The sequence below is a fragment of the Methylobacterium brachiatum genome, assembly GCF_020523825.1.
Classification (GTDB): Bacteria; Pseudomonadota; Alphaproteobacteria; order Rhizobiales; family Beijerinckiaceae; genus Methylobacterium; species Methylobacterium brachiatum.
The window spans coordinates 42,572-54,606 of record NZ_JAJALK010000016.1; the positions used below are offsets into that span (position 1 = coordinate 42,572).

The following is a 12,035-nucleotide window of genomic DNA, read 5'->3' on the forward strand; positions in this document are numbered from 1 at the left end:
GGGTTCAGAAGATATTGGCCTCCGTGGGTGCGAAGCTACTGGCCCATCGCTGGGACACGGTTTCGTCCGAGGCGGACGCACATCCCTCTAGCGCTATCTCGCCCACAGTGTAGATTCAGACGACCCGGTACATCAAATCATCCATACCACAAATATCTTAAACACGTCAGCTTGAGCAATCCCGATGTCCGCTTCCGACTCACTCAAGAAAAAACTTGAAATAACCAATAACAAATCGTTCGCGGTCAGTGAAGGCATAGAGCTTCTCAAGCAGGCACAAACGGGCCTATCCATTTCCAGGGATAAGATGAAGTTCTGGAATGATTTCGAAGTCGCAATGAACACGATGATAATTCCATTGAACATCATCATCAATGCCTTCGAATTGAAGACTGCGAATGGTTTATACAAGCTCCTTGTAACAGAGATATATTCTAAAACTGCCAAGAGCGGAACCAGAACTGATGGACACGCCAGTAAAGCCTTAGACATTTTGAAAAAATCTCTACTAGAAGGCGTAAAGAAGAAAGCTCCAGATTTCGTTCCTGGAGTGAACATCATAGTCGGCTTGGCTGAGGACACACTGGCCTTGTATCAATCCATCGAGCGCGGCAAATCCGGTCAAATGGAAGCGCAATCGATAGAAGCTGGCATAAAAAGAAATCTTCGAAAAGCCGAAAAAGAGCTCGAAAAATTAAACATCGGCCGAGCTCAAATATACGATGCGGCCGGACGTGTCGCGAAAACAGCCTGAAAGCCCCTCAAACGTTGCTACAGGCGGGGAGGCATCCCCGGTCAGACATTTCAACCTCTCCGAGCCGTGACGACGAGGCCGCGGACAGCCTCGCCGCGCTCCATCCGCAGGGCTTCGTGGCGGACCACCTCCACCGAGAAGCCGGCACCGGCGAGGCAGCGCTCGACGTAGCCGCGCGCGTGGCTGTAGCGGCCGTGCGGGTGGAGCGAGAACCCCTCGCCCTTGCTCTCCTCGACGCTGAACACGAAGCGCCCGCCGGGCCGGAGCGCACCGGCTGCGGCCGTGCAGACCACGTCGAGGGGGCCGAAGTAGCACAGCGTGTCGGCGGAGACGACGAGATCGTAGGCGGCCGGCCGGTCGCCGAGATGGCGCGTCAGCTCGCCCGCGTTGAGGCGGTCGTAGCAGCCGCGCTGTCGTGCCTTGTCCAGCATCCGCCCGGACAGGTCGACGCCGACCAGTTCGCGGGCATGCGCCCGGAGCGCCGGGCCGCACAGCCCGGTGCCGCACCCGGCGTCGAGGACGATCAGATCGGCCCCGGGGCCGTGCGCGGCGTCGACCGCCGCCGCGACCAGGCTCGGCGCGCGGTAATCGAGGAGCGCCAGCTTGTGGTCGAAGCTCGCCGCGAACCCGTCGAACAGCGCGGCCACATAGCGGTCGCTCGCGCGCTCGGGAACGTCCTTCCCCGAGATGGCTGCGAACAGGTGCTGGGCGGACGGGTCGTCCGGGTCGTCCCGCAGCCAGTCCCGGAGGACCGCCAGGGCCCGATCGTGCTCCCGCGTCGCGGCGTAGGCCGCCACGAGGAACCGGCGGGTCCCGGGATCGGCGGGTTGGAGCTCCAGCGCCCGCGTATGGGCGGCGATGGCCTCCTCGATCCGCCCCTGGCTCGCCAGCAGCCGTCCGAGGTTGTTCCAGATGTCGCGGTGCCCGCGATCGAGGGCGATCGCCTCGCGGTAGACCGCCTCCGCCTCCTCCGGCCGGCGCAGCACGCGCAGGGCCACGCCCAAGTTGTTGCGTGCGTCGATCTCGCCGGGCTCTATCGTGATCGCCGTGCCGTAGGCCTCGATCGCAAGGTCGGGCCGGTCGAGCTCGAAGAACACATTGCCGAGATTGATGTGCGCACTTGGGTCCTCCGGTTCGATCTCGATGGACCGGCGGATCAACCGGACTGCCTCGCGCGGCCGGTTCGTCTGGTGGAGGAGCATGCCGTAGAGGTGGAGCGCGGCCGCGTGGTCGGGCGCGGCAGCCAGGATCCGCTCGTAGAGCGCCTCGGCCACCGGGACGTCGCGCGCACGATGCGCACGCGCGGCGATCTCCAGCGCGTCGTCGAGGGTCAACTCTGCCGGCCCGCCAGATCCGACGCCGTCCATCATGGCCTCCGCCTGACCGGGGCGCCTGTCGCAGGTGCAGGCGACACTCGGCATCGAATGTTGCTGGCGCGCTGGCCGAGGTCAATACAATCTACGGGTCGCCGAGCGATCGGCCGATCGCGGGACCGCATCGCGTTGAGACAACCTCCAGCTGCGAAATCGACCCGGATGTGTGTTAACGTCGCTGCCTTAGCCGCGGGATGTCTCCGAGCTCGCACCGAGCGGCACCCTTCGATTGACGATGGCATGTGAGGCCGCACGCGTGACCTTGAGCCGAAGCCACAGGCGCCCGCTGACCCGCGCCGCGCGGCCCGCGGAACCGTCCCGGAGGCCGCTTCCCTGGGCGCTGCTCGCAGTCTGTGCGTGCTGGGCTTTCGTCGCCACCGGCTATGGGGTGATTCAAGCGCGCACGATCGGCCGGCTGACCGACGAGGCTGCCATCCGTCAGGCAGAGCACGAAGGCAAGGTTCGGGCCCTGACGCGCAGGCTGGTTGGCGTCGCGAGCAGTCAAATGCTGGAGCAGGACGGACTGGCCGAGCGGCTGACGGATATCATCACGCGCCAAGTCGAGCTTGAGAACCGCGACGCAGCGCTCGCATCCACACTAGAGCGCGCGCTCGCCGGCTCTGCGACGCCCCCGCCCGATGCGCCGGCTCGAGCCGAGGACTCGGCCCGACAGCCGCCGATGCGGAAGGGGTCGGCTACCGAGCGCACCTTCGCGGGACAGACACTGCGTGAGCAGTTCGACCAGATCGAGACAGGACTCGGCCGGGTTGAGACCCGTCAATTTGGCACCGTTGAGCATTTTCTTGCCTTCGCGCGTGCGCGGATCGAGCGCGTGCGTGGGGCGTTCGCCGAGTTGCAACTCGCTCTTGCTCCAGAACCCGTGAGCCCCCCGTCCCGCCCCGCGTCGGACCCGCGCCCAGCCTTCGCTCTGGCGCTGGCCGGCGCCGACGCCGCGCTCGGGGAGGCCGTGCGTTGGCGGGCTCTGGCCGAGACCGTGCCGCTGCGGCCGCCGATCGAGGGCGAGGTCGGCCGATCCAGCAATTTCGGGACGCGCTCCGACCCGTTCACCGGCGAGCGCCGGATGCACGCCGGCATGGATTTTCGCAGCCCGGTCGGAACCGTGGTGCACGCCACTGCAAGCGGCCGCGTTATCACCGCGGGCCCAAGCGGCGGCTACGGAAACTTGGTTGAGGTCAATCACGGGAACGGCTTGGTCACCCGCTACGCACACCTCTCGGCCACCGGCGTGAGCGTCGGTCAGGCGGTGCCTGCGGGTGCGGTGGTCGGAGCGGTCGGATCGACCGGACGCTCGACCGGACCGCATCTGCATTACGAGACGCGGCTGTCCGGCAACCCGCTCGATCCGCTCCGCTTCCTGACCGCGGGGGAGCGCGTTCTCAGGCCTCTCGTGCGGACGGACGCGACACCCGAAGCAGACGCTGCCGAGGCAGCCGATTGAGGGGCTTGCAGCGGCTCATCGCACGCAAATCGATCACCGCGTGTGCCGCAGCCAAGACATGACGCTTGTCTCCTCACCCGTCCAATCATGAGGTGGCCCTCGAAGCAACACCCCGAAGGCTTGTCTCCGCTTTTCGGAAAAGACGGCGCCGACTCGATAGTCTTCAATATCATCCCCACCTCGATTTCAAAAACGATGCTCTATGCACGAAGACAATCTTTCGCGATGATGGGCACAGCAGCCGAGCCTCTGCCATCATGCCGGAGGAGCCAGAACAATCCGTGGCGCTTGGAGGAACGGGGATGGTGGCGCGGGAGCTCCCAGTTGTGGTCGGCGGCGCGGCAGCGTTTGTCACCGCCGTGACAATCGGGGCTTTCGTGATCGTCAGCCTGTCACCCGACGAGCGCAGGCCCACGTCGGAAACGCAACAAAGTTTGTTGATGGAAGGCATGACCGTCACCAAGCCCTTCGAGGCTGCTGTGCCGTCGGCGCCCCCATCACGCCAGTCGCGGCCGAGCGCTCAAACCATGGTGCTCGCACCCGATACGCGGCGTAGCGAGCCTGCTCCTTTGGCTGAGTCTGAACCTGCGATAAAGTCGGCGACCCTGTCGCCCGGCGACCGGGTTGACGCCCCTGTCGGCGGGCCAACAAAGGAATTCGTCAGGCCTGGGGCGCTGCAGATTCATAGGCCAGACCCGAAATCTCTGCCCCGCCCCTCGATCCATCCGCCCCAGGCTGCCCCGCCTGCTCAAACCGCTCCGCTCACCGCGCAACCGCGCGCCGACGGATTGTTGACCCTCGTCGAGATCCGGCGGATGCGCATGGCTTTACGGCTCACACGCGAGCAGGAGCCGTACTGGATTCCAGTCGAACAGGCGTTGCTGGAGATCAGCGCGCAGCAGACAGCGATGGTCCGCGCCGGCCAAGATCCAAAAGACGCCTTTGGTATCGGCACGGGGATGCGGGTCTACTCGGCAGCACGCCCGCTGCTCGAACAATTGCGGGAGGATCAGAAGGCTCTGGTTCGCGCGCGTGCTCGGGCTATGGGTTTTGGTTCGATCGCCAGTTCGCTCTGAGAGCCTATTGTTTGGTTGCGGAACGTCGTTGAGATGTGGCCCATTGGGCGATCAAAGCCTGGGCTTGGCGGTTCGAGGGGGTGCGCCGCCGCGCTGCCAGGAGGGCGCGGTGATGATCGCCATCCATACCCAAGCCCGCAACATTCCGGCGGTTCGCGCCGAGATCGCCCGTTCGCATGACAGCTCCGGGGTGCTGGCCAAGCGCTACGGCGTCTCCACCGGCTTCCGTCTCGACGCGCTGACCTTCGTGGTCAGCCACTTCCCGTCGCACCTGAACCGGGACGCCAGCTACCGCATCCTCAGGGTGGAGAGCCTCAACCGGCTGCCGCCCGCCGAGCAAGCCCGTAAGCCGCACGGCACCTTCCAGGATTACCAAGTCGGCTTCATCAACGTCAACGTGAAGCACCTGCTCAAACTGCGCGACCGTGACGGCACCACTTGTCAACGCGACCGGTACGTCGCCATCGACCGCGCCTTCCGCTACGTGCACCTCGCGGTCAAGGATGACGAGACCATAGTCTTTGCCAGCGCCTTCCTCGCGGACGCGCTCGGCGCCTTACCCTTCCGGGTCACCCATCGGTGCTCCTGCTTCACAGCCGATGCTTTCGAGGCCGCCTGCGAACAGCACGGTGTACAGCATCGCATGACGCGCCCCTACACGCCGAAGACCAATGGCATGGTCAAGCGCTCCAACGGTTGCGTTCAGCGGGAGGTGCTGGGTATCACGCTCTACAGTCATTCCCACCTGGAGATAGTGCTGCGCGGCTTCAATGCGGTCTAGAACAGTCGCCGTCAGTGCGTGCTCAAAGGTCTCTCGGCCGAGATGGTGCCGCGCCAGCGTCTCAAAGCTGATCCCGCGCTCGCCAATCCCACCTGTATGGGCCGTCAGACCGCTCACTCTATACGTCATCTTAATACTTAAATCGAACCGGTAAAACCATATAATCGGTGCATTTCTTCATATCAAAGCGTTTAAATTAAGTAACCCACTCGAATTGAATGTCATAAAAATGATACCTAAAAACGATGGAATAACTGGCGTAAATTATAAAAAACATACTTCGGACAACATGCTCGAGCATTTATTTGATAATATATCCAATGATTTGGAACGAAAGGTAAACGTGAACAGTGGTGATCGTGACCACGTAGTGAAAGAAAGGGCGAAAAAAAGCCTACACTTGAAACACAGGGCGGCCGATCTGCACGTAGCTGGAATGACAGAGAAAGACGTGTTTGCTGTTTTGATGAAAAAGCGCAAAATCTTATGAATTGCTTGCCGTCATTATATAAAGTCCAGATAATACATCACGGACATTGCACGCAAACTGAAGCCGAGCATATTCATGTCGGTCATTACACTTTAGAAAAAACGATAGTTTCAAGCTCTGGAGTTGCATTCATAACAGAGGGCATTACCCCTCAAAGAAAAGACAGATATGTAGAAGTCAAATTCGTAAAGGTGGATAGCTTGGAAGCATAGACAAAACAAAATCAGAAATTTTTTAGGGCCGTTGAAAATAGGCCGTCTTGCTAGAGCTCGGTTTAGTGGAACGCCGCCTTCTTGGACGGTCAAGCTGTTCCAGCATGGCCGTCCCATCGAACGAGCCCTATCAGACCGTTGCCATAAGACAGCCCCTTCTGCGACCGAGATGGGCGCTGAGCCTTCAGTTTGCTTTTGGCAAAAGGCCATTCCCAAGCCCACAGAAATGCTGCAAATCCCGCACTCTGAGCGCCTTCTGCGCTTCCCTGCACACGCTGTTTCGCTTCCCTGTACCATCACGTAGGGAAAATGCCGCTAAGCTCCTGCACCTGCTGCGAAGTCCCGAGTGTGCATGCGTACGAAGCTCGTTTTTCCGAAGTCTTTCCCTGTAATTTCCGCATAGACAGGGAAATCACGCACAGAGACGTGTTTGATCACGACTACCCGCACCACCACTCACTTTTCGGTTCGGAAAAGCGATGGGTGGCAAGAACTTATGGAACAATCCCCAGGCTTTCTCGCCGGATCTCCCCACGGAAGCGTGGTTTAAGCCGCGAGCCTGACAGATCCGCGGTGGGTTGGAACCGGCACGGCCCTCTGCTCCGGCCCAGGCACGCCAGATTTCGAGGCGTACAGGCCCGGCATAGGTCCGATTCGGCTGGCATCGGGCGGTAGCGTGCTGGTGAAGCACCACTTCAACGCCATCCAGCGCATCAGTCGCGAAGCCCTGATGCAGGCGGGCGGCACGCGCCGATCAGCGTGTGTGGCATTCAGCCCCTATCGACGGCCTGCTCACGGTGTCTGACGCTTTCTTGCGCGCCATCGAGCCGTTCCTCGCGGTCAACGATTTTCCGCGCGCCCAACACGAGACCGCCGTCAACAACGCCCTGCTGTTCCTCGCCTCCGATAGGGCCGGTCCCGTCACCATGGCCGACCTCTATGTCGATGGCGGCGCCACGCTCTGGGCATGAGCGGGCGCCGTCACCGCCGCTTGTGCTTGGGCAGGACGCCGTAGGCCCGCTTGAACGCCACCGTGAAGTTCGAGGGATCCGCGTAGCCCGCCACGTAGGCCGCCTGGGCGATGGTGACGCCGTCCCGCTCCAGCGCCGCGCAGGCCTGAGCGAGCCGCTCGCTGCGGATGAATTCGAACACCGTCATCCGGAAGTGTTCCTTGAAGTGGCGCTGGACGGAGGACACGCTCGCCCCGATCTCCGCGGCAATCCTCTCGATGGTGAGATTCGCGCCGAGATTGGCCAGCACGTAGTCCCGGACCCGTTCGCTACGACGGCGGCTTGCGAGGTGCGGGTGCGAGCGCTCGCCCGTGTGCTCTCTCACGGCCGCACAGGCCTGGCACAGGATGTCGAGGGCCCGCGCCTTGCAATGAAGGGCGCGCATCGCGCCGCCCAGGGTCGGCGGCGGGTCGTAGATCTGATCCGCCAGATGGCGGATCTGCCGGCTCGCCGGGACGGTCAGCTGCGCGCGATGCGTGGACAGGAAATCCTGGAGGACCGGGTCGGTCTCGGTCGTCGCGCGCCTCAGCCCGTCCAGCCACGCATGGGGCGCCGCGATCGTCACGGACCGGACGGGCGCCGCCTCGCCGGGATCATGGTGCAGGCGCGACGCACGGGTGGTGTTGAGCAGGACCACCGTTCCGTCGCCCCCTTCGTCGCCTCCCTGCACATCCAACGCCTGACCGTCGATGAACAATCGATGCGCGCCCTCAGACAAGACCATCACGAGCAAACCTGGGCTGATTTCGCTGACGGCTGCGTCGCATACGCAGCCTGTCCGCCCGTCGATCACGCTGACGGACAGATGATCCATAGCATTCATACGCCAATCACTTTAGAAAAGATACAAGTTAAAACGATATTTCCGACGCAAGGCGCGCCGTTCCTACAAAGAAATCCGCCGCTGTGGCAACGCTAACCTTCGTGGAGCTTCGGAATGCTGGGGCCTATACGGAGCGCTCAGCATCACGTGCTCTCGCGCGACGGATCATGCGCGGCGTGTTGCCAAGGTCTCGTCCATGCGGTCGCACATCTGTTCCGGAACGTCCCTGCGTCTGGCCCTCTCGATCCTTCTCACCGGGGCGGCGAGCACGATCGCCCTCAGCGCCGCGCTGGCCCAAAGTGTCAGCGGACCGGCGCCCATCGCTGCGGTCGCGCTCGACACCCTGTCGGTGGAAGGCCGCGGCGAGCGCGGTGACGGCCCGGTGCGGGGCTACGTGGCTCGGCAAACCTTCTCCGGCACCAAGACCAGCGCGAAGATCGCCGAGACGCCGCAATCGATCACTGTGATCGGTCGGCAGCAGATGGACGATCAGCAGGTCCGATCGGTCGCCGAGTCGCTCGGCTACTCGCCCGGGGTGATCGCCGATTATCGCGGCGCCTCTAACGTGCGGGACGAGGTGTTCGTGCGCGGCTTCTCCTACGTGCCGCGCTACCTCGACGGCATGCTCTTTGGCGGCGACGTCGATTACTCCAAGGTCTACCCGTATCTGCTCGAACGGGTGGAGCTGCTCTCCGGCCCGGGCTCGGTGCTCTACGGCCAGGTCAATCCCGGCGGCCTCATCAACATGGTGAGCAAGAAGCCGCTGTTCTCGGGGCCGTTGCGCGAGATCTGGCTGACCGTCGGCAATAGGGCGTTCCTGCAAGGATCGTTCGACATCTCCGACCGGGTGTCGGGCACGGAGTCCCTCGCTTTCCGCCTCGTCGGCACCGGGCTGACCACGCACCTGCAGGAAGACTTCACCCGTCAACAGGGTATCGCGGTCGCCCCCTCGCTCAGCTGGGCTCCCAGCCCGGACACGACGCTGACCATCCTGTCCGGCTACCAGTGGGAACCGAATTTCGGCTTCCGCAACTTCCTCGATGCTGATGGGACGATCCGGCCGATCAAAGACTACGGCTACGTGCGGCGAGACTTCTTCGTCTCCGACCCCAACTTCGAGAAGGCGGAGCGCACACAGGCCTGGATCGGCTACGAGTTCGAGCACAGGATCGGCGACGCCCTCACGCTGCGTCAGAAGCTGCGCTACGCCTGGGTCGATTACGAGCAGCGGACGCTCACCTGGGGGCGCACCAGTCTCGATTCGGCAACCGGCGCGAAGACGCTCATTAGTCGTTCCGCATCGGGTGGCACAGACGCCTGGGGCACGCTGACCAACGACAATCAGGTCGAGCTGAAGCTCGCCACCGGCCCAGTCGAACACACGATCCTGGCCGGCCTCGACTATCGCGACCGGACCCGCGACTATCACTGGGGCTTCAACCGGAAGAACGTGCCCAGCATCAGCCTAGCCCGTCCGATCTACGGCTACGATTTTTCGCGCTTGGTCCTCGAGCCGGACTCAAACCTGAACACGTCTGCCAGCCAGGTCGGTGTCTACCTGCAAGACCAAATGACGATCGGTGATCTCCACCTCCTGGCCGGTCTCCGGGAGGATTGGGCGAAGACGTCGACCACCGATTCCGTGCCGCGGACCGCCATGCGCTACGACGACAGTGCCTTTACCTATCGCGTGGGTGCGCTCTACACCCTGCCGAACGGCATCGCACCCTATGTGAGCTACGCCACCTCGTTCGAGCCAGTCCTCGATCAGCCGCCCATGGGCAACACGCCGTTCAAACCGACTACGGCGGACCAGTTCGAGGGCGGCATCAAGTACACCCCGGAGGGAACGCACCTTCTGCTCACGGCCGCCTATTACGACATTGTGCAGAATAACAGGGTGGTCAGCGCCTACTCGGACACGTTCGGAAAGTTCATCTTCAAGCAGATCGGCGTCGTCCACAACCAGGGCGTCGATCTGTCCGCCCAGGGCGACATCACCGCCAATCTCTCCCTGATCGCCAGCTATTCCTACATCGACTCGATCATCGAGAGGACCGGCGATCCGACCGAGTTCCGCAAGACGCCGCCGCGCATCCCCGGTACCATGGCCTCGCTCTGGGCGGCCTATACCTTCGACACGGGACTGCTCAGGGGCCTCCAGCTCGGCGCCGGTATTCGCTACCTAGGCACGAGCTGGGGCAACAGTGCCAACACCGTGAAGGTGCCGTCCTACGCGTTGGTCGACGCCATGCTGAGCTACGATCTCGGCGTTCTGGACCGCCGCTTCGACGGCGCCGCCCTTCAGCTCAACGCCAAGAATATCGGCAATGTGACCTACGTGGCGTCGTGCCAGGGCGCCGGGGCCTGCTTCTACGGAGACGGGTTTACCGTCACCGGGGCGCTGAAATACCGGTGGTGAGGTCGCTCGCGGCCCTGGTCATGGCCGGCTTGGTCCTCGGGATGTCCGCGCCCCACTCCGAGGGCGCGCCGCCTCCGGGGACGCAGCCTGCAGAGACCGTTGCGAGCCACCGCTTGGCCGCCGGCCAGGTGCGATCCCTGGTGCTGGTTGCCCAGCCCGGCGATTATGTGCGGGGCACGCTCGCGGTCGGCGCCGGTCGCTTCCAACTCGACCTCGTGGCGGACGACGGCCGACCGATCCGCCGCCTCGCCGACGATGTCGAAGGCCGCACCGTGGTCCATTTCGTGGCGCCGGGCGGGCCCGCGCGCCTGGTGCTCATGGCCCTCGAAGACGGGACGGCCCATCTCACCACGGAGGCGATCGTCGCCCCGCCGAAGGCGGTGTCGCCGCCGCCGCGGCTGACCAGCCCCGTCATGGCGGCCCTGGCGCGCAGCGTCGAGGCAGGCGGCGGCACGGAGGCGTTCTGGGCCGATGTGGCGCGGCGCGGCACGCCCCTGGTCGAGGCGGGCGGCGACGGCCAGGTCATCCTCACCTTCCTGGCGCGGGGCAACCGGACGAACGTGCGGCTCGTCGGGGCGCCGTCGGGCGACCATGAATGGCTGAGCCGCCTCGCCGGCAGCGATGTCTGGTTCAAAAGCTTCACGGTTCCTCCGGACACACGCCTGTCCTACCGGATCGCCCCCGACGTGCCGGCCCCTCCTGGCAGCGACCGCGAGCGCCGCATCGCCCTGCTCGCCACGGCGGCCGCCGATCCTCTGAACCATCACCCCTGGCCGGCGGACGCGCCGGACGCGTTCAACCAGGAATCGACACTGGAGCTGCCCGCCGCACCGGTCCAGCCGGGGCTCGAGGACCTCTCGGCCCCGCGGGGCACCTTCACCCGGTTCCGGCTGTCGAGTGCGGGCCTGGGCAACACCCGCAGCATCACGCTCTACACGCCGGCGGGCTTCGACCCGGCGGACCGGCGCAACCAGCTGCTGATCCTGTTCGACGCGAAGGCCTATCTCACCAAGGTGCCGACGCCCCGGATCCTCGACGCCCTCACGGCCGACGGGCGGCTGCCGCCGACGCTGGCGGTGTTCGTCTCGGAGATCGATGCCGAGACGCGCACCCGGGAACTCCCCGGCAACCCGGCCTTCGCGGATTTCCTGGCGCGGGACCTGCTGCCGGCCATCCAGGCGCGCAGCCGCGCGGCCATCCCGCCCGCCCGCACGATCCTGGCCGGATCGAGCTATGGCGGCTTGGCGGCCACCACCGTGGCGCTGACCCATCCCGAGCTGTTCGGCAACGTCATCGCGATGTCGGGCTCGTTCTGGTGGCATCCGGAGCGCCTGGCGGAGCTCGTCGCCCGCGCGACGCGCCGAGACCTGCGCTTCCACATGAGCGCCGGCCTGTTCGAGGGCGCCCATCAGGGCTCGGACGGCATCCTGGAGACGACCCGGCGCCTGCGCGAGCGCCTCAAGAGCCGGGGCTACCCCGTCACGGGCCGGGACTATGCCGGCGGGCACGATTATCTGGTCTGGCGCGGCGCGCTCGCAGACGGTCTTTTGGCCATCGCCGGCGCCCGCACGATCGATTGAGGCGCCTCGCGAATACCGGTTCATGGTGGTTTCACCGGCACACCTGTCTCGCCCA

Annotated in this window: 10 protein-coding genes; 8 read left to right on the forward strand and 2 right to left on the reverse strand. The window is 64.1% G+C overall.

All coding sequences use genetic code 11. The annotated features are described in order from the left end of the window. Positions 1-184: 184 nt before the first annotated feature. Positions 185-754: a hypothetical protein gene (locus LGR69_RS26030; protein WP_230367834.1), complete on the forward strand. Its 570-nt coding sequence runs from the start codon at positions 185-187 to the stop codon at positions 752-754. Positions 755-804: 50 nt separating this feature from the next. Here the strand turns inward: LGR69_RS26030 and LGR69_RS26035 are convergent, their stop codons facing one another. Beyond that, on the reverse strand, positions 805-2,121 hold the full coding sequence (locus LGR69_RS26035; RefSeq protein WP_230367835.1) for a tetratricopeptide repeat protein: 1,317 nt from the start codon (positions 2,119-2,121) through the stop codon (positions 805-807). 394 nt (positions 2,122-2,515) lie between these two features. Between LGR69_RS26035 and LGR69_RS32105 the strand changes: the two genes are divergently transcribed. From LGR69_RS32105 to LGR69_RS32245, 5 genes are all read left to right on the forward strand, one after another. Next, on the forward strand, positions 2,516-3,586 hold the full coding sequence (locus LGR69_RS32105; RefSeq protein WP_230367836.1) for a M23 family metallopeptidase: 1,071 nt from the start codon (positions 2,516-2,518) through the stop codon (positions 3,584-3,586). 302 nt (positions 3,587-3,888) lie between these two features. Then, complete coding sequence (locus LGR69_RS26045) at positions 3,889-4,662, forward strand: hypothetical protein (RefSeq protein ID WP_230367837.1); 774 nt, start codon at positions 3,889-3,891, stop codon at positions 4,660-4,662. 109 nt (positions 4,663-4,771) lie between these two features. After that, positions 4,772-5,443 carry a hypothetical protein gene (locus LGR69_RS26050; protein ID WP_328505092.1) on the forward strand — a complete coding sequence of 224 codons (672 nt, stop codon included), beginning with the start codon at positions 4,772-4,774 and terminating at the stop codon, positions 5,441-5,443. Positions 5,444-5,732: 289 nt separating this feature from the next. Further along, on the forward strand, positions 5,733-5,933 hold the full coding sequence (locus LGR69_RS32240) for a D-Ala-D-Ala carboxypeptidase family metallohydrolase (protein WP_370881404.1): 201 nt from the start codon (positions 5,733-5,735) through the stop codon (positions 5,931-5,933). A gap of 1,009 nt (positions 5,934-6,942) precedes the next feature. After that, the gene (locus tag LGR69_RS32245; protein WP_370881405.1) at positions 6,943-7,116 is read left to right on the forward strand and encodes a hypothetical protein; all 174 of its coding nucleotides are present in this window, start codon (positions 6,943-6,945) and stop codon (positions 7,114-7,116) included. A gap of 10 nt (positions 7,117-7,126) precedes the next feature. On the opposite strand, the gene LGR69_RS26060 is transcribed toward LGR69_RS32245, so the two are convergent. Then, the gene (locus LGR69_RS26060; RefSeq protein ID WP_230367838.1) at positions 7,127-7,879 is read right to left on the reverse strand and encodes a helix-turn-helix transcriptional regulator; all 753 of its coding nucleotides are present in this window, start codon (positions 7,877-7,879) and stop codon (positions 7,127-7,129) included. Positions 7,880-8,174: 295 nt separating this feature from the next. Here LGR69_RS26060 and LGR69_RS26065 point away from each other — a divergent pair, with 295 nt between their 5' ends. Next, entirely contained in the window at positions 8,175-10,400 is a 2,226-nt protein-coding gene (locus LGR69_RS26065; protein ID WP_230367839.1) for a TonB-dependent siderophore receptor, read from the forward strand. Beyond that, positions 10,394-11,980 carry an enterochelin esterase gene (gene fes, locus LGR69_RS26070; protein WP_230367840.1) on the forward strand — a complete coding sequence of 529 codons (1,587 nt, stop codon included), beginning with the start codon at positions 10,394-10,396 and terminating at the stop codon, positions 11,978-11,980. The genes LGR69_RS26065 and fes overlap by 7 nt, the downstream gene beginning before the upstream one ends. Positions 11,981-12,035 lie beyond the last annotated feature (55 nt).

Coding starts and splice junctions, on each gene's coding strand:
- LGR69_RS26030 (WP_230367834.1), top strand. CDS start 185: ATGTCCGCTTCCGACTCACTCAAGAAAAAACTTGAAATAACCAATAAC.
- LGR69_RS26035 (WP_230367835.1), bottom strand. CDS start 2,121: ATGGACGGCGTCGGATCTGGCGGGCCGGCAGAGTTGACCCTCGACGAC.
- LGR69_RS26045 (WP_230367837.1), top strand. CDS start 3,889: ATGGTGGCGCGGGAGCTCCCAGTTGTGGTCGGCGGCGCGGCAGCGTTT.
- LGR69_RS32240 (WP_370881404.1), top strand. CDS start 5,733: ATGCTCGAGCATTTATTTGATAATATATCCAATGATTTGGAACGAAAG.
- LGR69_RS26060 (WP_230367838.1), bottom strand. CDS start 7,879: ATGGTCTTGTCTGAGGGCGCGCATCGATTGTTCATCGACGGTCAGGCG.
- LGR69_RS26065 (WP_230367839.1), top strand. CDS start 8,175: ATGCGGTCGCACATCTGTTCCGGAACGTCCCTGCGTCTGGCCCTCTCG.